Here is a 24,892-nt window from a genome sequence, read left to right on the forward strand (position 1 = left end):
CTCATTTTTTCAGAGGCACTGAGGTGGAAACCTGGAGCATCGCGCCCGAAATGGGCCTCGAAGACCTGTCGGGCATCATCGTGACAGAAACAGATGTGGGCCACGACACCGATCCATGATTATCGTAGAAATAGATGTTCGTTTCATTCTCGTCTCTCCGTTTGGGAAACTGGTCCGCATATTTTTCTACGATTTGTTCAAAAGGGGAGGCATAGGTGAAGGTCAGAAAGCAAAGCCGGACTTCGCCGGGGGCGTCGGACCCGGCAAAGGAAACTGCGTCGCCATTTTCCTCGTAAATCATCAATTTTCGCGTCAGGAAAAGTGTTCTGTTTTCAAATTCCCGAGCGTCGCGTTTGACAGCATGCTGATTGCCAATGTCAGTTCCTTCGGTCTCTAAAGCAGAGAAGCGGCTTGTGAGTGGTCCTTTGCGTGGGATTGGCACCCAACCTTCATACAAAGGCAACGAATTCAGCGTTCCTTCGCCGGTGAGGCAGCTGTCTATTGCGGCCATGGCCGCAGCAGTGATCTCGTCGTTTGCGATGGCGGCTGATCCGCTTGCAGCGACCCAAACAGCAAGCAACAGGACTAAGAAGTGGCGTCTTGGCCGGTGGCAACGCCGGGCATCCCCCGACCGCCCCCACAGGCGGGGGATACTCCCCCACCCGCGGTCAGAGGATACCCTTTGAGCGTATGAGCCGACCTTTGGCATTAGCCTTCAATCGCTTCCTTCACCGCTTCACCCAGCGTCGCGGGGCTCTCGGCCACCACAATGCCAGCGGCGCGCATGGCTTCGATCTTGTCCTCGGCACCACCTTTGCCGCCGGCAACAATCGCGCCAGCGTGGCCCATGCGGCGGCCCGGAGGGGCCGTGCGGCCGGCGATGAAGCCAGCGGTGGGCTTCCAGCGGCCTTTCTTGCGCTCGTCAGCAAGGAACTGGGCGGCTTCTTCTTCAGCCGAACCACCAATCTCACCGATCATGATGATCGACTGCGTCTCATCATCGGCGAGGAACATTTCCAGCACGTCGATGTGTTCAGTCCCTTTGATGGGATCGCCGCCGATGCCCACGGCGGAGGATTGGCCGTAGCCCAGATCGGTCGTCTGCTTCACCGCCTCATAGGTCAGCGTGCCGGAGCGGGAGACCACGCCGCAGGAGCCGCGCTTGTGGATATGGCCGGGCATGATGCCGATTTTGCAGGCGTCGGGCGTGATCACGCCGGGGCAGTTGGGGCCGACGAGGCGGGATTTGGACCCCTCAAGGCTGCGCTGCACCTTCATCATGTCCAGCACCGGGATGCCCTCGGTGATGCAGACGATCAGTTCCATTTCGGCATCAATCGCTTCAAGGATCGAATCCGCCGCGAAGGGGGGCGGCACGTAGATCACGGAGGCATTGGCCCCCGTCACATGGCGCGCCTCATGCACGGAGTTGAAGACCGGCAGGTCCAGATGCGTCTGACCGCCCTTGCCGGGCGTCACGCCGCCGACCATCTTGGTGCCATAGGCAATCGCCTGTTCGGTGTGGAACGTCCCTTGGGAGCCGGTGAGGCCCTGACAGATGACTTTGGTGTTTTCGTCTACGAGTACGGCCATGGGTGGCGTCTCCTTTGATATTCAGGTGTTCAGTTAGTCGATGATCGGGGCGGAGCCGTCATGGGCGTGGCCATGGCAGCCTTCACCGCTGTGGCTGTGGCAGGCGGGTGTTGCGGTGCCCTGTGCCAAGGTGGAGGGACTGGGATGGACGGCTTGCGGGCCATCGCGCACGGGCACCTCACCGCCACCGCAGGCTGCGAGGGTGAGCGTGAAGGCAAGAGCGGAAGAGGCGCGCAGGAAGGTCATGGTAAAGTGTCCCTTGTTGTCAGTTTGGCAGGCCCAGCCCGGCATAGAGCCGGTCCACAGCCATAAAGGTTTCGGTGTTGTTATTGCGGGTGCCCACATGCACCACCGCGACGCGGCCCCGCAGCAGTGCGCGGCCTTCGATCAGGGCGGTGGTCGCGGTGGCTTTGTGCGTATCAGGCAGCGGGATGCCGGTGCCGAAGACGGGAGGCGTGGCCATCTGTGCCCGCAGGGCGGTGATGGCAGTTTCAGTGTGATCGCCGTCGAAGGCCACTTCGCAGCGCCGCTCGACCCCGCGCGGTGCATCTGCGGGGCGCGGCTCAAGACTGTCGTCCCAGAAGGTCAGCGTGAAGGGGGCGGTATCGGCGTTCATGTTTGAGCGGGCCTGCGTCTCGGTCTGGCCTGCTTTGAAGCACCATGTGTTGAACGCGTCGATGGCAGGGTGCGTGTTGGCGGCGGCAGGGCCGCAGAGCAGGGCAAGTAGGATGGGTGCTTGCACCCATCTTGCGCGGGGGAGATGGGTGCAAGCACCCATCCTACGGATCAGGGCAAAGAAGACCTGCGCAATCACGAAGGCAACTCCATGCTGCCGACGATGGCGAAAAGGAATGTCACCGTCTCAAAATTAGCGACCACCGCAAGGTCTGTACCGGGAACTGCGCCTTCGATGATAAAACTGTCGGAGACATTTTCCAGCCCGCCCTGACTGAAGAAACCACTGGCGGTCTGGATGCGGTTTGGGCCGCCGACCAGTTTCATGGTGCCTTCCGCCTCAATCAGGCTGCGCGCCACTTCGCGAACTTGAGCGACGTCAAGGTTCGCTTGCACGTTGTAGCTGACGGTGCAATCCAGCGCCGCCATCTGCCCGGTATTGAGCACGCTGTATTCAGAGGCAATGCCCAGACCGTCATCATTCGCTACATGCGAGACAAAAACCCGGTTTCCGGCTTCGTTTTGCACCACGAGTGTGTGGCTATACCCATCCAGCACTGTTGGGTTCGCGATCGTGCCCAAAGGGTCGGAGGCAACAGGCCCACAAATCTCAAAGAAAGTGGTCCAGAGTTCCACGATTGTTTCGCGTTGGATCTGCGTGGCGGCAGCAGGCGTGGGCAGTGCCATTAGGCCTGCCAGTCCCAGTGCGGTCGCCTGCGTCCCCGTGCGCAACAGCCCATACCATGTCGTCATGGCCTTGGTTCTCACCCCTTAACCGCCGCCACAATCTTCTGCGCACCATCCTTCAGATCATCCGCGGCAATCACATCCACATCCGAATTGTTGATGATGTCCTTGCCCTGCTGCACGTTCGTCCCTTCCAGACGCACGACCAGCGGCACCTGCAAGCCGACTTCTTTCACGGCAGCAACAACGCCTTCGGCGATCACGTCACAGCGCATGATGCCGCCGAAGATGTTCACCAGAATGCCTTTGACCTGCGGGTCGGAGGTGATGATCTTGAACGCTTCCGTCACCTTTTCCTTGGTCGCGCCGCCGCCCACGTCGAGGAAGTTGGCAGGCTCCGCCCCGTAGAGTTTGATGATGTCCATCGTTGCCATCGCCAGACCCGCACCGTTGACCATGCAGCCGATCTCACCATCCAGTGCGATGTAGTTGAGGTCGTACTTGGAGGCTTCCAGCTCCTTGGGGTCTTCTTCGGTGGTGTCGCGCAGTTCCGCGATATCGGCGTGGCGGTAGATCGCGTTGCCATCGAAAGCCACTTTGGCGTCGAGCACTTTCAGATCACCGCCGTCCGTGACGATCAGTGGGTTGATCTCAAGCATCTCCATGTCTTTTTCCATGAAGGCTTTGTACAGCAGCCCCATCAGGCCCACGCATTGTTTGACCTGCTTGCCTTCCAGACCCAGCGCAAAGGCGATGCGGCGGCCGTGGAACGCCTGATAGCCCGTTGCCGGATCGACGGAGAAGCTGAGGATTTTTTCAGGAGTGGAGGCGGCGACCTCTTCAATGTCCATGCCGCCTTCGGTGGAGCAGACAAAGCTCACGCGGGACGTCTGACGATCCACCAGCAGCGCCAGATAGAGTTCTGTCTCAATGCCGGAGCCGTCTTCGATATAGATGCGGTTGACCTGTTTGCCTGCGGGCCCGGTCTGGTGGGTGACCAGTGTGCGGCCGAGCATCTTCTTGGCTTCCTGCGACGCCTCTTCGACGGATTTGGCGAGGCGCACACCGCCTGCATCGCCAGCGTCTGCTTCCTTGAACTTGCCTTTACCCCGTCCGCCTGCGTGGATTTGCGCCTTCACCACCCACAGGGGGCCGTCCATCTCGCCTGCGGCGTTCTTGGCATCTTCCGCCTTGAGGACAACGCGGCCGTCCGAGACGGGAGCCCCGTAGCTGCGCAAAAGGGCTTTGGCTTGGTATTCGTGGATGTTCATGTGGAAACGGTCCCGTATCTGGTTCTGTTCGGTCGTGATATACGCCCGACGCTACATCGTTCTGAACATCCTTGGCCCAAGGATTTTCGTTTCGCCAGATAAAAGCGACATTTGTGATCACACGTCAAAAAAGTGTGATCACAAATGTGCACAGGAAAGCCCGAATCGCTGTGTTTGCTGAGGAATCAGGGCGCAATTTCGCGCAAATGCACCTCAAATTCAGTGCAAATTGTAATGCGCCGATCGTCGGGATCGTAAAAACCGTTCGCCTCCCCACAGCTTTCGACCGCGACGGTGATCGCCGCAGGCAGCCGCATTTCGGCATTGAGGGCGCGTACCTCCTCCCCGATCACATCCTGGGTCAGACCCGCGCCTTCAATGTCCAGTGCGATGGTGTCCCCGCCGCCCGTATCGACCAGTGCATCCAGCACCGGACCCCAACTGGCCAAGGCCAGATCAAATTCGTCCGGGCAGGTTTCAGCCCGTTCATCGGGAAGGCCAAGATCCTGTGCAAAATCAACGCGCTGCTCAGGATCCGCGCCATAAAACAGGCAAACCAGATTGAAATACCGCTGCATGTCCGCTCCATGCTCCGACCAGAACGGGACGTCATCCCCCACCAGTTCCGCTTCGGCCGCAAAGCCGAGGGCGGCGTCGAGGGCGATCTCACTGGCGGTTTCCTCTTCAAAAATGGCGTCGATCAGCAGGATGGAGGCGGTGTCGGCGGCATCTTCTTCCTGACCGAAGACGGGCAGAGCAGCCACGTCGATCAGGGCATGGCCAAGCTCGTGATAAAACACCGACAGCAGGTTGGAGACGACATAGGCAGTTTCGGCGTCGTCCTGCGCCCGCGCAGGTGCGGGGAGCAGCGCGGCTGCAAGCAACAGCGCCGGAAGGGTCTTTGAGAATGGCACAACACTGCTCCTCCCGATGGAAAGTCGGGCAGAGCATATCGCTGAACGGGTCTTTGGTCCATGCAGGCGTGCTTAAACCACTGTCAGGCAAGCGCATTTCGCACTGTGCGCAACCGCCTGGCTGACCGATCCCAAGGCCAGTGCCCCAACCGCGCCAAGCCCGCGTCGACCCAGAACAATCAGATCCGCGCCGGTCTTCTCCGCCGTGGCCAGAATGAAGGGGGCGGGGCTGTCATTGCTGATGTGGACCTCTGTCACTTCGACGCCTTCGGCTTTGGCTTCGCTCACGGCCTTGTCGGTGATGTGTTTGCCTGCCTCTTCGATCTGATCGGCTGTGGGAGGATGCTCGATCTGGCTTACGAAAGCACCGATGACGATATGGGGCGTGTCGATCTGGGGGGTGTGCACCAGATGCAAGGCCGCCCCGTGGGTCTTGGCCAGACCTGCCGCTGTCTTGAGCGCATTCTGGGCGTGGTCAGAGCCGTCATAGGCCAACAGGATTGTGTTAAACATGTCGTTTCATCCTCCTCGATTGAATGGGGAGAACGTAGCATTCGGCCAACAGGTATGCGTTGACGGGGATCAACGCAGAGCGGAGTTCAGCCTGATATACTTGGAGGTTGCCTGGGATCAGAGCGGCACAAGCGCCCAGTAGTCCAGATCCAGCAGCACTTCGGGCAGGTATTTGCCATCCTCGCCACGCAGGGCGAACGCCGCTCCGCCCTTGGTGGCAACAAGGCGCAGCCGCAGGGCGCCGACGCCGGGCGCGGCGGTCTCGGCCTTGTCCAGCACCTCGGACCATGCGCGCACTGTATCGCCCGCCAGACACGGGTTCGCATGCGCCCCACCGTTCAGGCCCACCACCATCTGCGCATTGGCCAGCCCGTTGAACGACAGCGCCCGCGCCATGGAGATCACATGCCCGCCATAGATCAGCCGCGAGCCGTCCGGGCGGGCGGAGGTGTCAAAATGCACTTTCGCGGTGTTCTGCCACAGCCGCGTGGCCATCATGTGTTCGGCTTCTTCGATGGTGACACCATCGACGTGGTCGATCTTCTCTCCGACCGCGTAGTCGCCCCAGCTGTGCGGCTCTCCGGCCAGGGTGAAGTCGTAATCGGTGAAATCGAGGCCTTTGGGGATCACCAATTCATCTGCGCTCAGGGCCTTGGGCAGGTCGGGCACAACGATTTCCGGCGCGGGTGCATCGGTGTCGCGTTTGCGCACCATCACCCAGCGGACGTATTCCAGCACGGCTTCGTCATGTTGGTTCAGCCCCGTGGTGCGGACGTATACGACACCCGTGCGGCCGTTGGAGTTCTGTTTCAAACCAATGACTTCAGACTGGCTGCGCAGGGTGTCACCGGGCCAGACCGGCGCCAGCCATCGGCCCTGCGCGTACCCCAGATTGGCCACCGCGTTCAGCGACACATCCGGCACGGTTTTGCCGAACACCACATGAAAGGCGATCATATCGTCCAGCGGGCTGAACGGCAGGCCGCAGCTTTGCGCAAACTGGTCCGAGGAATAGAGCGCATGGCGCGCCGGATAGAGCATGTGATAAAGCGCGCGTTCGCCCATCTTCACGGTGCGCGGGACGGCGTGGCGGATGGTTTCACCCACGGTGTAGTCTTCAAAGAAACGTCCGGCGTTGGTCTTGGCCATCAATGTGCCCCCAGCTTTGTCTCGGGTGTGTAGGTGCCCTCAACCTCTTTGGTGACGGCCTGTCCGCAGCGCATCACACCTGCCGCATGATCCCACGTCTGCGTGGGCGTGCCGTGCAACTGCCAGCCCTTGTTCAGCGCGTCAGTCACTTTGTGGCAGAAGGCGGAGGTGTCCTCTTCTGACAGGAAACGGTAGAGTATCATGGGGTGTCCTTATGACGGGAACGGAGAGACGCCGAGCCAGATGTGGATGCCCGTGATCACGGCAAAAAGCACGAGGCTGATCACCGCAAGGCGGATGTAGGTGGCGCGGCCCGCAGGCGCAGGCGGGGTCCAGTCAGGCTCTGCCCGGTTGATCAGGATCACGCTGACCACAGCCCAGCCCAGCAACCCGCCGAACAGAATGATCGACGCCAGATCGCCATTCACCAGCAGATGCGCGAAGGCCCAGATCTTGAAGCCCAGCAATTGCGGGTGGCGGGTTTTATAGGCAGGCCAGGCCTTTGCGCCCTTGGCCGCGGAGGAGCCATAGACCCAAAGTGCCAGCAACATCAGCAGGTTGTTGATGTGCACCATGAAGCTGGGCGGATACCAGACAGAGATGAAATCCGCCGCCCGGTAGCCCAGGATCATCAGGACCAGCGATGCGACAATCAGCAGGGCCACAAGGCCTTTGCCCGGATCACCCAGTCGCGCCCGCGCGTCTGGTGCCAGACGCTTGAAATAATGTGCACCGATCCAGAGGATCAGACCGAGGATGAGCATGAACATGGGGCTACTCCGATGAGAGGGCTGCGATTGCCTCTACTTTTGCCAGTGTTTCGCGTGCGGTTTCAACATGCAGGTTTTCCACGATTTTGCCATCCACAACCGCCACGCCCTGACCTGCGGCTTCGGCTTCCTCAAAGGCCGCGATCTGGCGGCGGGCGGTCTCGGCTTCTTCGCCGGAAGGGGAGAAAGCCGTATTGGCAACCTCAAGCTGCGCAGGGTGGATCAGGGTTTTGCCATCAAAGCCCATGTCGCGCCCCTGTTCACATTCGGCGCGCAGCCCTTCGTCGTCCTTGAAGGCGTTGTAGACACCATCAATGATCGCGCAGCCATGCGCCTTTGCTGCCAGCACGCACAGCCCCAAACCCGACATCAGCGGCAGACGGTCCGGGCGGAAGCGGGTTTGCAGGTCCTTGGCCAGATCGTTGGTGCCCATCACCAGGGTTTGCAGCAGCGGATGCGCGGCGATTGCCGGGGCGTTCAGCATGCCTGCGGGGGTCTCCATCATCGCCCAAAGCGGCAGATCACCGGTGATTTCTGCAAGCGCATCAAGATCTTGCGGCGTGCTGACCTTGGGCAGCAGCACCGCGTCCGGTTGCATTGCCACAGCGGCTGCCGCGTCCTCTGCACCCCAGGCGGTATCAAGCCCGTTGATCCGGATCACCCGAAGCCGCGCACCGTATCCCCCTGTCTCCAGCGCCTCTGCCAGCGTTGCGCGGGCGGTGACTTTTTCATCAGGGGTCACGGCATCCTCAAGGTCAAACAGGATTGCGTCACAGGCCAATGTGCGCGCCTTGTCCAGCGCCCGTGGTTTGGATCCCGGAATGTACAAGGCGGACCGCAGCGGTCGGGAGATCTTTGACATAAACTCAGCCTCCTTAGGCTCTCAAAGCAGATGGCGGGCCGGTACGCCCTGTGAACAATGGTATACCGGCGACATAAAGTTGCGCGCACAGGTGCATTTCTGGCTGAAAAGTTCAAGGCAAATCGTGCCGCGTTGCAGCAAATTTCAAATGCAACAGGCCTGCGCGCGGTTGATTAACCTTTATTTCAACCCTGCGCTGCACATTTGCTGACGTTGCATCCCTTGGGGAGGACCGGATCGGCAGGCCGCCGATAATGCGGTTCGGGCGTGCAGCCTATGAGTAACCAAGGCCGCCCAGGCCCCACCGGGAGAATCCCGGATTGGCCAGAGGATCTGAGCGCCGCCTTTGAGCGAAGGCAAACGCATGAAACGCAAGATTGATACACTCCACCTGACGGCCCTTGGTGCTGCCACCGCCGTTCTGATGACCATCGCTGCCCAAGGCCACGCCCAGGGCAGCCGCAACTGCGCCCCGCGCGCGGCCGTGGTTGAACGGCTGGCGGAAGGCTATGGCGAGACGCGGCAATCCATTGGGCTTGGGGCCAACAACGCGGTGGTGGAGGTATTTGCCTCCGACGAGACGGGCACATGGTCCATCACCGTGACAGCACCCGGCGGGCTGACCTGCCTCGTGGCCTCCGGCCAGTCGTTTGAGAAAGTGGCAGAGGTGCTTCCGGCAGATGGCAACGACGCCTGAAACGCCCGTCGGCCCGACATAGAACACTCCAGAGAGGGCGGGCTTCGGCCCGTCTTCTTGTTTGTGGCCAAAGCAATCAGGTCAGCCCGTCCCAGATCAGCTTGGTCCCCGTGACCATCAGCAACACGTAGGTCAGCCCGAAGAACAGCCGCTCCGGCACCAGCGCATGGGCGCGCACGCCCAGCCACGTGCCAATCAGCGCAAAGGGCGCCAGCACCAGATTCGCCATGAACGTCTGCGCGGTGAACATGCCCAAAAAGGCGTAAGGCACGAATTTCACGATGTTCAGCAGCCAGAACAGCAAGACCGTGCTGGCCTGATACTGCGTCTTGCTGAGGCCACGGGTCAGCAGGAACAGCGCGGCAGGCGGCCCGCCGGCATGGCTGACAAAGGTGGTGAAGCCCACAGTGACGCCCACAAGCGGCCCCGCCCAATCCGGCATCCGCCGCGCGGCCATGCGCAACACCCCTGAAGCCTGTGCAAGCTGCCACAGGACAAACGCCACAGACACGCCCCCGATCAGCACCCGAAAGACATCCGGAGAGGCCACCGTGTAGAGCGCGGCACCCAGCGCCACGCCCGGAATGCCGCCCAGGGCCAACAGTTTGACATCAGGCAAAGACCATTTGCCCCAGTAGGGTTTGAGCGAGGAGGCGTCGATCAGCATCAGCAGTGGCAACATCACCCCCAGCGCCAGCCCCGGTTCCACCACCACCGCCAGGATGGAGGCGGCGGCAAAAGCCGCACCAGATCCAAATCCCCCTTTGGAAATGCCCGCAAAGACCACCGCTGGCCCGGCAACGCAGAAAAAGAACAGATCCAGCGTCACAAGGCTGCCTCCAGAAGTCGCGCGCAGTTGAGCGGCACAGACGGTGCTTGTCCAGCCGCCAGATCACTTCTGGGCCTGCGCGGTCCACACAACTTGCAGGCTGACCCGCAATTCGCTATCCGGGCGCCAACGTAACTCTGATGGAGACAAATCATGGCCAGACCCAAGATCGCATTGATCGGTGCAGGGCAGATTGGCGGCACGCTTGCGCATCTCGCCGCGCTGAAAGAACTGGGCGACGTTGTTCTGTTCGACATTGCCGAAGGCATACCGGAAGGCAAAGCGCTGGACATCGCGGAATCCGGCCCCTCGGCCAAGTTCGACGCGACCATGTCGGGCACGCAGGATTATGCAGATATCGCGGGCGCAGACGTCTGCATCGTGACGGCGGGTGTGGCCCGCAAACCGGGGATGAGCCGGGACGACCTGCTGGGCATCAACCTCAAAGTCATGAAATCCGTGGGCGAAGGCATCGCCAAACACGCGCCAGATGCGTTTGTGATCTGCATCACCAATCCGCTGGATGCGATGGTCTGGGCGCTGCGCGAATTCTCCGGCCTGCCGCATGAGAAAGTCTGCGGCATGGCGGGTGTGCTTGATTCGGCGCGCTTCCGTCATTTCCTGGCGTCCGAGTTCAACGTGTCCATGAAAGACGTCACCGCATTCGTGCTGGGTGGCCATGGTGACACGATGGTGCCGCTGGTGCGGTATTCCACCGTTGCAGGTATCCCGCTGCCCGATCTGGTGAAAATGGGCTGGACCAGCCAGGAAAAACTGGACGCCATCGTGCAGCGTACCCGTGATGGCGGGGCGGAGATTGTGGGCCTGTTGAAAACCGGTTCGGCCTTCTATGCCCCCGCAACCTCAGCGATTGAGATGGCGGAAAGCTACCTCAAGGACCAGAAACGCGTGTTGCCCTGTGCGGCCTATGTGGACGGTGCCTATGGTTTGAACGGATTCTATGTCGGTGTGCCGACGGTGATCGGTGCCGGCGGGATCGAAAGGGTTGTGGAAATTTCCATGAACAAGGATGAGCAGTCCATGTTCGACAACTCTGTCAAGGCGGTCAAAGGTCTGGTGGAAGCCTGCAAGGGCATCGACGGCAGCCTCAGCTGATCCCCTTTTCAGACCGATGAACGCAGGCGCGTCCCTTGCCGGGCGCGCCTTTTTCCATGGCCTCCACATCCACGTCGGCCTCGTTTGCCCACCGCCGTGGCCCCTCTTTTTGGCCTTAAATATCCCAGCGCAGCCCAGGCCCCACGCGGGCCGCCCAGGATGATGCGCCTGCCTTGCCATCACCCAAACTTACACAAGACGGTGACTTCTACCCTGTCCACAGCCTTAAACTGATGCAGGCTGTGACAAAGATGCGCTAGGCTGCCCCCATGCGCCTGTTTGCCCTTTTGATCTGCCTTTTGCCCAGCCGTGTGTTTGCATGCGATCTGGCGCTGGTGCTGGCGGTTGATGTGTCCGGCTCTGTTGACCGGCATGAATACCGGGTGCAGATGGATGGGCTGGCAGCAGCGCTGCGCGACGGGATCGTCACCGAAGCCCTGATGTCGCAGCAGGCGCGGGTGACATTAGTGCAGTGGTCCGGCCTGTCCCGCCAAATCCAGACGGTGCCCTGGACCGCCATCACCTCGGCGCAGGATGTGGCGGATCTGTCGGATGCGATCGCGGCGGACCCGCGCATCTGGCGCAACTATTCCACGGCCATCGGGGAAGCGCTTGCGCTGTCAATTGACCTGTTAAACGCCGTCCCCTGCGGGCGCAAAGTGATTGATGTGTCCGGCGATGGCCTGTCGAACGAAGGGGCTGAGCCACAAACGCAACGCGCCGCCTTGTCTGCCCAGGGTATCATTGTGAACGCATTGGCGATTGAAACGGATGACACCGACCTGACCGGCTATTTCTTTGAAAATCTCATCCATGGGGAAGGCGCCTTTGTGGTTACGGCAAATGGCTTTGAAGACTATCCCGATAAAATCAGACGGAAATTGCAGCGCGAAACCACAAAGCAGCTCAGCGCGCTGACATTTCGCTGATTTGTGATCACGCCAGAAAGCCCTGTGATCACAAGCAGGCCGGTTCTTGCCAATTGATGATATTTTCTGCACAGATGCGCCAACAAACCGCGCCTGCGCACAGGTGCGGCCCGTGACATGGCTGGAAAAAGTGGTATCACTTGTACCCAGCCAACAGACGAAACGCCCGTGTAGCAACGCGTAGCCAAAGGACCCTAAGTATGGCCGATGTGAATCGGGGTAACCGCCCCTTGTCACCGCATTTGACGATCTACCGCCCGCAGCTGACCTCAATGACATCCATCCTGACGCGGATCACCGGCAACGCGATGTTGATCGCCGCCCTGCTGATCGTCTGGTGGTTCCTCGCCGCCGCCACGTCGGAGGGGTATTTCAACGCGGTCAATGGTTTCGTCACCAGCTGGTTTGGCGATCTGATCATGTTCTTCTCTGTCCTTGGTCTTTGGTATCATACGCTGGCAGGCATCCGGCACCTGATCTGGGACAACGCCATCGCGATGGACATCCCCACGGCAGAGAAACTCGGCTGGGCCTGCATTGGCGGGTCGGTTGTGTTGACCATCCTCACCGCGCTGATTGTATAAGGGGGGCTGACACATGGCATATCTGACAGACCGCAAACGCGCCCTCGGGCTTGGCTCCGCAAAGACGGGCACCGCACATTTCTGGTCGATGAAGGTCAGCTCCGTTGCGCTGCTGATCCTGATCCCGCTTTTCGTTTTTACCTTTGGCCCTGCGCTGGGCGGGACCTATGAGGAAATCCTCGCCTACTACAGCCGTCCCTGGCCTGCGATTGTCGCGGCATTGACGCTGGTGGTGGGGTTCAAACACTTCAATGACGGTGTGCAGACACTGATCGAGGACTATGTGCACGGCACTGCCAACAAGGTCGCGATCATCCTGATGACCTGTCTGAGCTATGGTGCTGCGGCAATTGGCGTTTTTGCCATCGCGCGCCTGGCGCTCTAACTACCATTCATTCCCACGGGGAGAGTAAATATGGCCGCATATGAGTATGAAACCCACGAATATGACGTGGTTGTTGTTGGTGCAGGCGGCGCAGGTCTGCGCGCCACGCTGGGCATGGCAGAGCAGGGGTTGCGCACCGCCTGTATCTCGAAGGTGTTTCCGACCCGCTCGCACACGGTTGCGGCACAGGGCGGCATCGCCGCCAGTTTGAGCAACATGGGCCCCGACAACTGGCAGTGGCACATGTACGACACGGTGAAAGGCTCGGATTGGCTGGGTGACACGGATGCGATGGAATACCTCGCCCGCGAAGCCCCCAAGGCGGTCTATGAGCTGGAACATTATGGCGTGCCGTTCTCTCGCACCGAAGAAGGCAAGATTTACCAGCGTCCTTTCGGCGGCCACACCACCGAATTTGGCGAAGGCCCCCCCGTGCAGCGGACCTGTGCCGCGGCGGACCGGACCGGTCACGCGATCCTGCACACGCTTTATGGCCAAAGCCTCAAGCAGAAGGCGGAGTTCTTTATCGAATACTTCGCGATTGATCTGATCATGTCTGAGGACGGCGTTTGTCAGGGCGTGCTCTGCTGGAAACTGGATGACGGCACCATGCACCTCTTCAGCGCCAAGATGGTGGTGCTGGCGACGGGTGGCTATGGCCGTGCGTATTTCTCGGCCACTTCTGCGCATACCTGCACCGGCGACGGTGGCGGCATGACCGCCCGCGCGGGCCTGCCGTTGCAGGACATGGAATTCGTGCAGTTCCACCCGACGGGTATCTATGGTGCGGGCTGCCTGATCACCGAAGGCGCGCGGGGTGAGGGCGGATACCTCACCAACTCCGAAGGCGAGCGGTTCATGGAGCGCTATGCGCCGACCTACAAGGACCTTGCGTCACGCGATGTTGTCAGCCGCTGCATGACGATGGAAATCCGCGAAGGGCGCGGTGTGGGGGACAAGGGGGATCACATCCACCTGCACCTCAACCACCTGCCGCCAGAAACGCTGGACCTGCGCCTGCCGGGGATTTCTGAATCCGCGCGCATCTTCGCGGGGGTGGATCTGACCAAGGAACCGATCCCGGTTCTGCCGACCGTGCACTACAACATGGGCGGCATTCCGACGAACTATTGGGGTGAGGTGCTTGCCCCGACCAAGGACAACCCCGACAATGTCTCGCCCGGTCTGATGGCTGTGGGGGAGGCGGGTTGCGCTTCTGTGCATGGGGCGAACCGTCTGGGATCAAACTCCCTCATCGACCTTGTCGTCTTCGGCAGGGCCGCGGCGATCCGCGCGAAGGATGTGGTGGACGCCGAAGCCCCTGTGCCGACGCCAAGCAAGCGTTCCATCGAAGCTGCGTTCAGCCGCTTTGACGGTTTGCGCTATGCCAAGGGCCACGTGCCCACTGCCGAACTGCGCCTTGAGATGCAGCAGACCATGCAGGCCGATGCCGCCGTCTTCCGCACCGACAAGACGCTGGAAGAAGGCCGGGAGAAGATGGTCGATGTGGCAGGCAAGCTCGATGATCTGAGCGTCACCGACACCTCACTGGTGTGGAACTCCGATCTGATGGAGACGCTGGAACTGACCAACCTGATGCCCAATGCGGTCGCGACAATCACCGCAGCGGCGGCCCGCAAGGAAAGCCGCGGCGCACATGCGCATGAGGATTACCCGGACCGCGACGATGAGAACTGGCGCAAGCACAGCCTGATCTGGTTCAAAGGCAACGAAGCCTCATTGGGCTTCCGTGGCGTGCACCTCAAGCCACTGACCAGCCACAACGAAGGCGGCATCGACCTGAAAAAGATTGCCCCCAAGGCACGGGTGTATTGATCTGATGCGCTTTGTGGGTTTGATCTGTGGCGCGCTGATGCTCACGGGCTGTGTGGAAGTGCAGCAGGCCGTCGACAATACGGCGCGGCAAGGGGCCAAGGGTGTGGTGGCGCAGACGCTGGCCACCCGGTTCCCGCAGGTGCCCAAGGAACTGATCACACCCTTCACCGATTGCGTGATCGACAACGCAAAGGCCGTGGAAATCCAGGAGTTCGCCCGCGCCTCCATCGTTGGCGTGGATGAAAACACCGTCACCACGGTGCGTAACGTGTTGTCGCGCCCTGAAACGGTGCAATGCCTGCAATCCAACGCCTTGAGCAGCGGGTTGATCTGACCAATGACCGCGCTGGCCATGTCGCATACCACACCGATTGACCCGGAGGCGAATGCCGCCGCCCTGCGCGCGGTGTTTCAGGATGCGGACAAACCGACGCGCCAGAAACTGGTCCCGATCCTGCCACCGGGCGTGGTGGAGTTTGCGGGGGTGCGGCTCTATGTCGATCCGCGCGACAATTACACCGACAGGCGCATCTGGCTGGATGGTCAACCACCTGAAATGGCTTCGCTCATGGCGCTGGTCGAATTGATCGAAGGGCGCAACGCCTTTGTGCTGGACATCGGGGCCAATTGCGGCGCCTTTGCCGTGCCGCTGGGGCTGGCTGCCGGAGAAGGCAGCCGCGTTGTGGCGTTTGAGCCGAACCCGGCGATGATTGGCCGTCTGGGCCACAACATCACGCTGAACGGGCTGGGTGATGTGATCCGGGTCGAGGGATGTGCGCTGGGTGCGGCTTCGGGTGAAGCGATACTGAACTTCCGCTCGCGCAATTTCGGGCAGGCTTCGCTGATGCCGATCCGGCCGCGGATGCGGGATGGCGGCACGTTGGTGCCGATCCGGCCCCTGATGGACTTTGTTGCTGAAGCACAGGGCCATGATCTGTCCGTGCTGAAGATCGACGTAGAGGGGGCAGAAGTCGCAGCCCTTGGCCCGCTGTTGGACGCAGGCGGTTGGCTGCCCGATGCGATGCTGATTGAGACCGTACACAAGGCCGACTGGGAGGTCGATCTTGTGGCGAAGATACTGGATCTGGGCTTTGACGTGACGTTGGAAGCCGATGGAAACACGCTCTTTACCCGGACGGGTGGAGCGTAACGAAACAAGGCCCCTTAGCCGGGGGTCGTAAATGGGACAGGTGGCGCATCGCCACCAACACAGGAGACGCGAAATGGTACAGCTGACGCTCCCCAAGAACTCTCGCATGACGCGGGGCAAGACATGGCCGAAGCCGGAGGGCGCGACCAATCTCAAGGAATTCCAGATCTACCGCTGGAACCCTGATGATGGCAAAAACCCCTCCATCGACACCTATTTCGTCGATATGGACAGCTGCGGGCCGATGATCCTCGACGGTCTGATCAAGATCAAGAATGAGATCGACCCGACGCTGACCTTCCGCCGGTCCTGCCGCGAAGGGATTTGCGGGTCTTGTGCGATGAACATCGACGGGATCAACACGCTGGCCTGTACCTATGGCGTGGCTGAAGTGAAGGGCGCGGTGAAAATCTATCCGCTGCCGCATATGCCGGTGATCAAGGACCTGATCCCGGATCTGACGCATTTCTACGCCCAGCACGCCAGCATCCAGCCCTGGCTGGAAACGGATACGCCCGCACCTGCGAAGGAATGGAAGCAATCCACCGATGATCGTGAGAAGCTGGATGGGCTCTATGAGTGTATCATGTGCGCCTGCTGCTCCACCTCCTGCCCCAGCTACTGGTGGAACGGGGATCGCTACCTCGGGCCAGCGGCATTGCTGCATGCCTACCGCTGGATCATTGACAGCCGCGATGAAGCCACAGGCGAGCGGCTGGATGATCTGGAAGACCCCTTCAAGCTCTATCGCTGCCACACGATCATGAACTGTGCCAAGACCTGCCCGAAAGGTCTGAACCCCGCACAAGCGATTGCCCAGATCAAGAAGCTGATGGTCGAACGCACCGTTTGATGCCGAAGGTGCCACCGTGCCCGGTGCCTCGGGGCGGTGGCGGAGGTCATGATGCCGCTACTGATCGCTTTCATCATCGCTGTGGTGGTTGTCGCCATCTATGCCCGCCGCAATACGGGCACGCGGGCATGCCGTTGGCGCGAAGACCGCGCGGGCAGCAAAGGCGCGCTGATCAAGTACAACTGTATCACCTGCGGCGCGGAAGCGTTCCGCAGCACCGGCATACCGGACCGCTGCATGTCGGGGCAGGGTGGGGCAAGCAAGCTCTGACCCGCTTTACAGCGCGCCAACGCTCCGCCACTTTGCTCAGGCAAAGGAGCCGCCAATGACCACACGTCCCGAAGATGCCGAAACCCGCCGCGATGTGCCGCCGGTGATCTGTTACCCCGTGGAGACCCTGCCGCAGCCTGACATGGGGCTCTACACCCGCGCGCGGGACCGGCTGACCAAGACCGAAGAGGTTCTGGTGGCCCCGCGGGATGCGGCGACATTCCATGTGCCTGCGGGTCATTTCTTTCGGATCGTTTCCGTCGAAGGGCCGCAGGTGGGCGATTTGAACCTGTGGCACGCGGATGATCTGAGCGAGCGGTTCTACACCGGCAAAACCCGCGCCCTGCATGGCACCCATCTGACCACGGGCCAGCAGATGTGGTCCGCTTTTCCGCATCTGCGGCCCATGGCGACGATCACCCACGACACGCTGGGCTGGTACGGGATCGACCGCTATGGCGGGTCGGTCCATGACGTGATCGGCACCCGCTGTGATCCCTACACGCATAATCTGCTCAAAGGCGGGCACTACCATCATTGCTGTCACTCCAACCTGACCCGCGCTTTGGCGGACCATCTGGGCGTGCCGTTGGCGCAAGCGGAGCCCCATGTCCATGATGTGCTGAACGTCTTCATGTGCACAGGGTTCACCCGCGACACAGGGCAATACTTCATGAAGGCGAGCCCCGTCCGCCCCGGAGATTACATCGAGTTCTTTGCCGAGGTCGATCTGCTGGGCGCGCTCAGCGCCTGTCCGGGCGGCGATTGTTCGTCCGAGCATTCGTCAGACGCGGCGGCCTGTCACCCCCTGCTGGTGGAGGTGTTCAAACCCGAGGGCGGTGCGTTGGACGGATGGGTGCCACCTGCCGCCAATGGCTATGACGGCACACACGGACGTTAAGCGTCAGGGAAAGCGGCCTGAAGGGCGATTTCAACCATGTCGCCAAAGGTCCGCTCACGGTCCTCTGACGGCAGGGCTTCACCGGTCTGCAAGTGGTCGGAGACGGTCAGCACGGCCAGTGCGCGGCGCCCATGGCGGGCGGCAAGCGTATAAAGCTCCGCTGCTTCCATCTCAACACCCAGAATGCCATGGCGGACCATCTGCTCATCCAGATCAGGGCGTTCGGCATAAAAGACGTCAGAGGAATAGATCCCGCCGACATGGGTGGTGGTGCCTTTGGCCTCCGCCGCAGCAACGGCGGCTTTCAACAGCGACCAGTCGGCACAGGGCGCATAGTTCACTTCTCTAAAGATGCCCGAGGACGGCGAGGTGATGGTCGTGGCTGTCATCGCAATGATCACATCCCGAATGCCGACATGTTTCTGCATGCCGCCGCAGGAGCCAATGCGAATAAGCGTCTGCGCGCCGTATTCGCTGATGAGTTCATTGGCGTAAATGGACAGGGACGGCATCCCCATGCCCGAGCCCTGAATGCTCACCCGATTGCCGCGCCATGTGCCGGTGAAGCCAAGCATGCCGCGCACGTTGTTCACCAGTTGCGCGTCTTCCAAAAACGTCTCTGCCGCCCATTTGGCGCGATAAGGATCGCCGGGCATCAAAACGGTTTCAGCAATCTCACCGGGCTTTGCGCCGATATGTACTGTCATGGAAAACTCCGCTGCGGTTTGGGGGCGTGTGACGGGAAGGATTGAATTGGCGGGTCAATAGAGACCCGCCTCTTCGAACGTGTAATTGAATACCAGTATTTTATTCAAATACGCATCGTATCGGGTGAAACACCTTTTTCAACCGCTGCGCGATACCAATTCGGCTGACGGCCCTTACCCGTCCAGGTAATCGCTTTGTCATCCGGGTTGGCAAATTGCGGCTTTGATTTCTTCGTGGGTTTTTTGGCCACGCGTTTTGCCTTTGCCTTGGGCTTTTCATCCGACAAATCCTCAAGGGAAAAGCCAAACTCAGCAGCTGCTCTTTCGGCAGCTTTGCGGGCCTGACGGCGGTCGCGCGCCTGCACATTTAACAGTGCTTTCTTGACGTCTGACAGCAGCTTTTCCAGCTCTTTTGCAGACATTGATTTAAGATCTTGGGTCAATGGATTACCTCCTCTTCCGGTGCCATTGAATGGCCCTTACAAGAAAAAGAATCCGTTTTAAACAGGTTTGTAGAAGTAGTTTGGTTTACGTCCTATTCCGCCGCAACCGCAGCGGGATCAGCGAGCGTTACAATATCCTGCATGATTGTATTCAACTCAAAATCCTTGGGCGTATAGACGCGCGAAACGCCCATTGCTTTCAACCTTTCCGCGTCATCATCGGGAATAATACCACCGACGATTACGGGAATATGCCCCAATCCTTCATTTCGCATTTGAGAAATCAAATCTTCAACCAGCGGTATATGAGAACCCGAAAGAATGGAAAGTCCGACAACATGCGCTTCATCGCGACGGGCTGCTTCAACAATCTCGGCAGGCGTCAGGCGAATTCCCTCATAGGCGATATCCATCCCGCAATCACGCGCGCGCACAGCGATTTGTTCGGCGCCGTTGGAATGTCCATCAAGACCGGGTTTGCCGACAAGGAATTTCAAACGGCGGCCCAGCTTGTCGCTGACCATATCAACCGCGTCGCGCAATTCGTCCAATCCTTCGGTCTTGTTGGACTGGCCTTTGCCAACGCCTGTCGGGCCGCGGTATTCGCCGTGCACGGCGCGCATCTGCGCTGCCCATTCACCGGTTGTGACGCCCACTTTCGCAGCCACGATTGATGCTGGCATGACATTGCGCCCGTCGGCGGCGGCCGCACGCAAATCGGCAAGTGCTGCTTTGACGTCAGCCTCGTTCCGCTCCGCCCGCCAGGCATTCAAACGGTCAATCTGTTCCGCTTCCACGGCGGGATCCACGACCATGATGCCCCCATCCCCGGTCATCAGCGGTGATGGTTCGCCCTGTTGCCATTTATTCACGCCAACCACGACGGTTTCCCCCGCCTCAATACGGCCCAGCCGGTCCGAATTGCTCTCAACCAGACGGCCTTTCATATAGTCAATCGCGTCAATTGCGCCGCCCATGCCATCCAGCAGGGCCAATTCCGCGCGCGCGCCTTCTTTCAATTCCTCGACCTTGGCATCAACCGCCGGGTTGCCATCAAACAGATCATCGAATTCCAGCAGGTCCGTTTCATAGGCCAGAATTTGCTGCATGCGCATCGACCACTGTTGATCCCAGGGGCGCGGCAGGCCGAGCGCTTCATTCCACGCGGGCAATTGCACGGCGCGGGCGCGGGCCTTTTTCGACAGGGTGACAGCCAGCATTTCAATCAGGATGCGGTAGACGTTGTTTTCCGGCTGCTGTTCGGTCAGGCCCAATGAATTGACCTGCACGCCATAGCGGAAACGGCGGTACTTGGGATCTTCTACGCCATACCGTTCTGCGCAAATCTCGTCCCAGAGATCGACAAAGGCGCGCATTTTGCACATCTCGGTCACAAATCGAATACCCGCGTTCACAAAGAACGAGATGCGGCCCACCAGCGCCGGGAAATCCTTTTCATCCACGCGCGGGCGCAATTGATCCAGAACGGCGGTTGCGGTCGCCAGCGCAAAGGCCAATTCCTGCTCCGGCGTCGCACCGGCCTCTTGCAGGTGATAGGAACAGACGTTCATCGGATTCCATTTCGGCACGGAGGTATAACAATACTCCGCCACATCCGCGATCATCTTGAGCGACGGGGCGGGCGGGCAGATATAGGTCCCCCGGCTGAGGTATTCCTTGATCAGATCATTCTGCACCGTGCCTTGCAGGGCAGACACATCCGCGCCCTGTTCTTCGGCCACAGCGATATACAGGGACAGCAGCCAGGGTGCCGTGGCGTTGATCGTCATGGACGTGTTCATCTGCTCCAGCGGGATGTCCTTGAACAGCATCCGCATGTCGCCCAGATGGCTGACCGGCACGCCAACCTTGCCCACTTCGCCCCGCGCCAGCACGTGATCACTGTCGTACCCTGTCTGCGTGGGCAGATCGAAGGCCACGGAAAGCCCGGTCTGCCCCTTGGCAAGGTTCGAACGATAGAGCGCATTCGACGCCTCAGCGGTGGAGTGGCCCGCATAGGTCCGGATCAACCAGGGGCGGTCTTTGTTTGGCTGGGACATCGGGCTCTCCATGAATCGGTTGCGTAACAATATTTCGTTTTGGCGTTTTTAGGCGAAACTTTATGCAAGTGTCAATTCGCTGCAACGCGGCATCCTGACGATACATGAACCTGTGGCAGAGCGCCATATCGGCACCGGCGGCTTACGCCAGGGTGCACAGCATCTTGGTGCTGCTTTGAAAGCCAAAGATGTGCCGGAGCGGGCCAAGGTCCTCCTCGCCCATCGGGACAAACCCCTCACGTTCATAAAGCGCCCGCGCGCGCGGATTGCTGTCGATCACATCCAGCCGGACCGAATTGAGCCCTTTGGCGCGCGCCGTCTCTTTCACCGCATCAAGCAAGGCGGTGCCCAATCCCATGCCACGCGCAGCTTCAGCCACACAGATGCCATCCATCAGCAGAACGTCATCGGCCAGATCCCGTTCCACCAATGCCAACAGGGGCGCGCGCCACAGGGTAGAGAGCCAACCATAGTGTCGGGCCAGGGCGCGCAGGTCGCCACCGGTCAGCGCGCCTCTGCTGGTCTTGAACCCGGCCACGCCAAGGACCGTGCCACCTGCGTCGCGGGCCACAAGCGCAAACGCTGGATTGATGTTCTCTGTAAAGAACGCGAGCGCCTTTTTCCTTGGCCCCAGCGGAATACGCAGTTTCGCGGCGAAGGCAGCCCAGTAGAGCTCTGCCACAATCGGCCGCTCCGCATCCGTAAACCCTTGAGAGATGTGATGTTCCAGCGCTGCGGTCCTTTGTAATTCTCCACTTTGATATTGTCCTTGCCCTGCTGCACTGCAAGGGTGCGCGTCATGACGCAGACCGTTCAATTGCCATTGTGGCTCTTTATCCTGATCGTGCTGTTTGCAGCTGTGACGGCCCTCAGCCACTTTTTGCTGCCTTCTGTGCGCTGGTTCTTCCGCCGCCGGTTCGAACGCGCGGTTGAGCGTTTGAACAAGCGGCTCAAGCGGCCCATCCAGCCGTTCAAGCTGGCCCGGCGCTATGACATGGTGCAGCGGCTGATCTACGATCCCGAGGTATCGGCAGAGATTGCGAATTACGCGCGCGAAAATGAGGTGCCGGAGAACGTCGCCTTTCAAAAGGCCGCCGAATACGCCCGTGAAATCGTGCCCAGCTTTTCGGCATTTGCCTATTTCAGTTTTGCCATGCGGGTGGCAAAGATTCTGGCCGAAGCTGTCTATCGTATTCGCACAGCCGATCAGAATGACGACGTTTTCGCCTCCATCCCCAAGGATTCCACTGCGGTCTTTGTGATGAACCACCGCAGCAACATGGATTATGTGCTGGTCACGTATCTGGCGTCCAAGACGTCCACGCTCAGCTATGCGGTCGGCGAATGGGCGCGGGTCTGGCCGCTCTCTTCGCTGATCCGGCTCTGGGGGGCGTATTTTATCCGGCGCCGGTCACGGGGCGCGCTCTACCGCAAGGTCCTGTCGCGCTACGTGCAGATGGCGACCAATGGCGGCGACACGCAGGCGTTCTACCCCGAAGGAGGGTTGAGCCTGACGGGCAAGCTGCAACCGCCCAAAGTCGGGCTGCTCAGCTATCTGGTGGACGGGTTCGACCCGGAAGGTGAACGCGATATCGTCTTTGTGCCGGTTGCAATCAACTATGACCGGGTGCTGGAGGACCGCGTGCTGATCGCGGCGCACGCACGGGGGGATCGCCGCTTTGGCGCGCGGATATCCGTGGTGGTGGCGTTTATCCTGCGGAAATTCTGGCAACGCCTGCGGGGGACGGACACGCGGTTCGGCACCGCAGCCGTCGCGTTCGGTGAACCGGTGAGCATGCGCGGATATGGCAAGGTGGAGGACGTGGATCAATTGTCCGGCGAGCTCATGGGGCGGATTGAGGCGGTGATGCCCGTGCTGGGCGTTCCGTTGACCGCGACAGCGTTGATGGCGGAGGGGCCCCTTGCCGCAACCGATCTGGAAGCGGCGGTGGCAAAACTGATCCCCCTGATGCCTGCACAAAACGTCGCCATCGACACGGGCGCAATCAGCAAAGAGGTCACGCGCGCCTGTCGCCATATGATGCAGCATGGCCTGATCGAGGACCGCGACGGCACATGGCATGTCATGGAGGGCGAACAGGACGCTGTGCAGTTCTATGCCAACTCCATCGCGCATTTTTTACCCTCGGGACATAATCCTTCAAATGCTGCGGGCGCAAAGCAACTTTCTGCACCTGCTGGGTCATAAAGTTACAAAATTGACCCTCTGGGTGTTGCATTATTTCGTACTGACACATATTGGAAAGCAAGCGATCCGATTCTGCATCGCGGCACAAAGCACAAGATCACGTTCACAGGAGGCCCCAATGGCACTCGACACGACCATTGCGCAGTACGACGCACCCGAAAAGGACCTGTATGAGGTCGGCGAAATGCCCCCGATGGGTCATGTGCCAAAGCAGATGTACGCTTGGGCCATCCGCCGGGAACGCCATGGCGAACCTGACAGCGCCATGCTGCAAGAAGTCGTGGACGTGCCGGAGTTGGACAGCCAGGACGTGCTTGTCCTCGTGATGGCGGCAGGCGTGAACTACAATGGTGTGTGGGCCGCGCTGGGTCAGCCGATCAGCCCCTTTGACGGTCACAAACAGCCCTATCACATCGCAGGCTCCGACGCGGCGGGCATCGTCTGGGCCGTGGGCGACCGCGTGACGCGCTGGAAAGTCGGCGACGAAGTGGTGATCCACTGCAACCAGGACGACGGTGATGATGAGGAATGTAACGGCGGCGACCCGATGTATTCCCCCACGCAGCGGATCTGGGGCTATGAAACACCGGACGGGTCGTTCAGCCAATTCACCCGCGTGCAGTCACAGCAGCTGATGCCACGTCCCAAGCACCTGACATGGGAAGAGGCGGCGTGCTACACGCTGACACTCGCCACCGCCTACCGGATGCTCTTCGGTCACGAGCCACATGACCTCAAGCCCGGCCAGAACGTGCTGGTGTGGGGCGCGTCAGGTGGCCTCGGCTCCTATGCGATCCAGCTGATCAATACCGCCGGCGCAAACGCCATCGGGGTGATCTCCGACGAAAGCAAACGTCAGTTTGTGATGGATCTGGGTGCCAAGGGCGTGCTGAACCGCAAGGATTTCAACTGCTGGGGGCAATTGCCCACCGTGAACACGCCCGAATATGCGGAGTGGTTCAAGGAAACTCGCAAGTTCGGCAAAGCGATCTGGGACATCACCGGCAAAGGTGTGAACGTCGACATGGTCTTCGAACACCCCGGCGAGACGACCTTCCCGGTTTCCTCCTTCGTGGTGAAGAAAGGCGGCATGGTTGTGATCTGCGCGGGCACCACCGGGTTCAACTGTACCTTCGACGTGCGTTACATGTGGATGCACCAGAAGCGCTTGCAGGGCAGCCACTTTGCCCACCTCAAGCAGGCCGCAGCCGCCAACAAGCTGATGCTGGAGCGGCGCCTTGATCCGTGCATGTCCGAAGTCTTTACCTGGTCGGACCTGCCGGAGGCCCACATGAAGATGATGCGGAACGAGCATAAGCCCGGCAACATGTCCGTTCTTGTGCAGGCACCAACAACTGGTTTGCGCACGCTTGAGGATGCACTTGCTGCCCGCAGCTAACCTTTAACCCACACCACGACCGCAAAAGGGCCGCGAATCAATCTCTGGTTCGCGGCCCTTTTTTGTTGCAAGAATCCACCAACGAATAAA

General features: G+C 60.2%; 30 protein-coding genes. 13 read left to right on the forward strand and 17 right to left on the reverse strand.

All coding sequences use genetic code 11. The features are described from left to right. Window position 1 precedes the first annotated feature (1 nt). The 12 genes from Q1A91_RS13500 to Q1A91_RS13555 form a co-directional block, all read right to left on the reverse strand. Window positions 2-580: a hypothetical protein gene (locus Q1A91_RS13500; protein WP_299878180.1), complete on the reverse strand. Its 579-nt coding sequence runs from the start codon at window positions 578-580 to the stop codon at window positions 2-4. Between the two features lie 128 nt (window positions 581-708). Continuing rightward, window positions 709-1,593 (reverse strand): succinate--CoA ligase subunit alpha, encoded by an 885-nt coding sequence (sucD, locus tag Q1A91_RS13505; RefSeq protein WP_299878183.1) that lies wholly within the window; start codon window positions 1,591-1,593, stop codon window positions 709-711. A 33-nt stretch (window positions 1,594-1,626) separates the two neighbouring features. Further along, window positions 1,627-1,839, reverse strand: a complete 213-nt coding sequence (locus tag Q1A91_RS13510; protein ID WP_299878186.1) for a hypothetical protein — start codon at window positions 1,837-1,839, stop codon at window positions 1,627-1,629. A gap of 19 nt (window positions 1,840-1,858) precedes the next feature. Beyond that, window positions 1,859-2,335 carry a hypothetical protein gene (locus Q1A91_RS13515; RefSeq protein WP_299878189.1) on the reverse strand — a complete coding sequence of 159 codons (477 nt, stop codon included), beginning with the start codon at window positions 2,333-2,335 and terminating at the stop codon, window positions 1,859-1,861. 68 nt (window positions 2,336-2,403) lie between these two features. Then, window positions 2,404-3,021: a hypothetical protein gene (locus Q1A91_RS13520; protein WP_299878192.1), complete on the reverse strand. Its 618-nt coding sequence runs from the start codon at window positions 3,019-3,021 to the stop codon at window positions 2,404-2,406. An 11-nt stretch (window positions 3,022-3,032) separates the two neighbouring features. Then, window positions 3,033-4,226: an ADP-forming succinate--CoA ligase subunit beta gene (sucC, locus tag Q1A91_RS13525; RefSeq protein ID WP_299878195.1), complete on the reverse strand. Its 1,194-nt coding sequence runs from the start codon at window positions 4,224-4,226 to the stop codon at window positions 3,033-3,035. Window positions 4,227-4,411: 185 nt separating this feature from the next. Beyond that, the gene (locus Q1A91_RS13530; RefSeq protein WP_299878198.1) at window positions 4,412-5,140 is read right to left on the reverse strand and encodes a DUF4344 domain-containing metallopeptidase; all 729 of its coding nucleotides are present in this window, start codon (window positions 5,138-5,140) and stop codon (window positions 4,412-4,414) included. 72 nt (window positions 5,141-5,212) lie between these two features. Continuing rightward, on the reverse strand, window positions 5,213-5,653 hold the full coding sequence (locus Q1A91_RS13535; RefSeq protein WP_299878200.1) for a universal stress protein: 441 nt from the start codon (window positions 5,651-5,653) through the stop codon (window positions 5,213-5,215). 117 nt (window positions 5,654-5,770) lie between these two features. Continuing rightward, entirely contained in the window at window positions 5,771-6,802 is a 1,032-nt protein-coding gene (locus tag Q1A91_RS13540) for a MaoC family dehydratase (protein ID WP_299878203.1), read from the reverse strand. Further along, complete coding sequence (locus Q1A91_RS13545; RefSeq protein WP_299878206.1) at window positions 6,802-7,005, reverse strand: DUF1737 domain-containing protein; 204 nt, start codon at window positions 7,003-7,005, stop codon at window positions 6,802-6,804. The genes Q1A91_RS13540 and Q1A91_RS13545 overlap by 1 nt, the downstream gene beginning before the upstream one ends. 9 nt (window positions 7,006-7,014) lie before the next feature. After that, the gene (locus Q1A91_RS13550; protein ID WP_299878209.1) at window positions 7,015-7,572 is read right to left on the reverse strand and encodes an NnrU family protein; all 558 of its coding nucleotides are present in this window, start codon (window positions 7,570-7,572) and stop codon (window positions 7,015-7,017) included. A gap of 4 nt (window positions 7,573-7,576) precedes the next feature. Further along, entirely contained in the window at window positions 7,577-8,434 is an 858-nt protein-coding gene (locus Q1A91_RS13555) for a CoA ester lyase (protein ID WP_299878212.1), read from the reverse strand. A gap of 364 nt (window positions 8,435-8,798) precedes the next feature. Here Q1A91_RS13555 and Q1A91_RS13560 point away from each other — a divergent pair, with 364 nt between their 5' ends. Then, entirely contained in the window at window positions 8,799-9,131 is a 333-nt protein-coding gene (locus Q1A91_RS13560) for a hypothetical protein (protein WP_299878215.1), read from the forward strand. Between the two features lie 76 nt (window positions 9,132-9,207). Here the strand turns inward: Q1A91_RS13560 and Q1A91_RS13565 are convergent, their stop codons facing one another. Beyond that, window positions 9,208-9,960 carry a sulfite exporter TauE/SafE family protein gene (locus tag Q1A91_RS13565; RefSeq protein WP_299878218.1) on the reverse strand — a complete coding sequence of 251 codons (753 nt, stop codon included), beginning with the start codon at window positions 9,958-9,960 and terminating at the stop codon, window positions 9,208-9,210. 153 nt (window positions 9,961-10,113) lie between these two features. On the opposite strand from Q1A91_RS13565, the gene mdh reads away from it, so the two are divergent. The 10 genes from mdh to Q1A91_RS13615 all read left to right on the forward strand — a co-directional run bounded on the left by mdh (window position 10,114) and on the right by Q1A91_RS13615 (window position 17,984). Further along, window positions 10,114-11,076, forward strand: coding sequence for a malate dehydrogenase (gene mdh, locus Q1A91_RS13570; protein ID WP_299878221.1), 963 nt, complete (start codon window positions 10,114-10,116; stop codon window positions 11,074-11,076). A 269-nt stretch (window positions 11,077-11,345) separates the two neighbouring features. Then, window positions 11,346-12,005, forward strand: coding sequence for a DUF1194 domain-containing protein (locus tag Q1A91_RS13575; RefSeq protein WP_299878224.1), 660 nt, complete (start codon window positions 11,346-11,348; stop codon window positions 12,003-12,005). Window positions 12,006-12,205: 200 nt separating this feature from the next. Further along, complete coding sequence (gene sdhC / locus Q1A91_RS13580; RefSeq protein ID WP_299878227.1) at window positions 12,206-12,589, forward strand: succinate dehydrogenase, cytochrome b556 subunit; 384 nt, start codon at window positions 12,206-12,208, stop codon at window positions 12,587-12,589. A gap of 13 nt (window positions 12,590-12,602) precedes the next feature. After that, window positions 12,603-12,974, forward strand: a complete 372-nt coding sequence (gene sdhD / locus Q1A91_RS13585; protein ID WP_299878230.1) for a succinate dehydrogenase, hydrophobic membrane anchor protein — start codon at window positions 12,603-12,605, stop codon at window positions 12,972-12,974. Between the two features lie 30 nt (window positions 12,975-13,004). After that, window positions 13,005-14,810: a succinate dehydrogenase flavoprotein subunit gene (gene sdhA, locus Q1A91_RS13590; RefSeq protein ID WP_299878233.1), complete on the forward strand. Its 1,806-nt coding sequence runs from the start codon at window positions 13,005-13,007 to the stop codon at window positions 14,808-14,810. Between the two features lie 4 nt (window positions 14,811-14,814). Beyond that, the gene (locus Q1A91_RS13595; RefSeq protein WP_299878236.1) at window positions 14,815-15,144 is read left to right on the forward strand and encodes a hypothetical protein; all 330 of its coding nucleotides are present in this window, start codon (window positions 14,815-14,817) and stop codon (window positions 15,142-15,144) included. Between the two features lie 3 nt (window positions 15,145-15,147). Beyond that, window positions 15,148-15,960 carry an FkbM family methyltransferase gene (locus Q1A91_RS13600; protein ID WP_299878238.1) on the forward strand — a complete coding sequence of 271 codons (813 nt, stop codon included), beginning with the start codon at window positions 15,148-15,150 and terminating at the stop codon, window positions 15,958-15,960. Between the two features lie 73 nt (window positions 15,961-16,033). Then, complete coding sequence (locus Q1A91_RS13605) at window positions 16,034-16,813, forward strand: succinate dehydrogenase iron-sulfur subunit (RefSeq protein ID WP_299878241.1); 780 nt, start codon at window positions 16,034-16,036, stop codon at window positions 16,811-16,813. Window positions 16,814-16,864: 51 nt separating this feature from the next. Further along, window positions 16,865-17,083 carry a hypothetical protein gene (locus Q1A91_RS13610; RefSeq protein ID WP_299878244.1) on the forward strand — a complete coding sequence of 73 codons (219 nt, stop codon included), beginning with the start codon at window positions 16,865-16,867 and terminating at the stop codon, window positions 17,081-17,083. A gap of 55 nt (window positions 17,084-17,138) precedes the next feature. After that, window positions 17,139-17,984 carry a DUF1989 domain-containing protein gene (locus Q1A91_RS13615; RefSeq protein ID WP_299878247.1) on the forward strand — a complete coding sequence of 282 codons (846 nt, stop codon included), beginning with the start codon at window positions 17,139-17,141 and terminating at the stop codon, window positions 17,982-17,984. Here Q1A91_RS13615 and deoD read toward each other — a convergent pair. From deoD to Q1A91_RS13635, 4 genes are all read right to left on the reverse strand, one after another. Beyond that, window positions 17,981-18,691, reverse strand: a complete 711-nt coding sequence (gene deoD, locus Q1A91_RS13620; RefSeq protein WP_299878249.1) for a purine-nucleoside phosphorylase — start codon at window positions 18,689-18,691, stop codon at window positions 17,981-17,983. The genes Q1A91_RS13615 and deoD overlap by 4 nt on opposite strands. A 104-nt stretch (window positions 18,692-18,795) precedes the next feature. Then, window positions 18,796-19,134 carry an H-NS histone family protein gene (locus Q1A91_RS13625; RefSeq protein ID WP_299878252.1) on the reverse strand — a complete coding sequence of 113 codons (339 nt, stop codon included), beginning with the start codon at window positions 19,132-19,134 and terminating at the stop codon, window positions 18,796-18,798. A gap of 92 nt (window positions 19,135-19,226) precedes the next feature. Next, the gene (locus tag Q1A91_RS13630) at window positions 19,227-21,194 is read right to left on the reverse strand and encodes a protein meaA (protein WP_299878255.1); all 1,968 of its coding nucleotides are present in this window, start codon (window positions 21,192-21,194) and stop codon (window positions 19,227-19,229) included. A 142-nt stretch (window positions 21,195-21,336) separates the two neighbouring features. Then, a complete protein-coding gene (locus tag Q1A91_RS13635) occupies window positions 21,337-21,876 on the reverse strand; it encodes a GNAT family N-acetyltransferase (protein WP_299878258.1) in 540 nt (179 codons plus the stop codon). A 117-nt stretch (window positions 21,877-21,993) separates the two neighbouring features. Between Q1A91_RS13635 and Q1A91_RS13640 the strand changes: the two genes are divergently transcribed. Both Q1A91_RS13640 and ccrA read left to right on the forward strand, forming a co-directional pair. Next, a complete protein-coding gene (locus tag Q1A91_RS13640) occupies window positions 21,994-23,403 on the forward strand; it encodes a 1-acyl-sn-glycerol-3-phosphate acyltransferase (RefSeq protein ID WP_299878261.1) in 1,410 nt (469 codons plus the stop codon). A 118-nt stretch (window positions 23,404-23,521) separates the two neighbouring features. Beyond that, window positions 23,522-24,802 carry a crotonyl-CoA carboxylase/reductase gene (ccrA, locus tag Q1A91_RS13645; protein WP_299878264.1) on the forward strand — a complete coding sequence of 427 codons (1,281 nt, stop codon included), beginning with the start codon at window positions 23,522-23,524 and terminating at the stop codon, window positions 24,800-24,802. Window positions 24,803-24,892 lie beyond the last annotated feature (90 nt).

The sequence above is a fragment of the uncultured Sulfitobacter sp. genome (assembly GCF_947500075.1).
GTDB lineage: Bacteria > Pseudomonadota > Alphaproteobacteria > Rhodobacterales > Rhodobacteraceae > Sulfitobacter.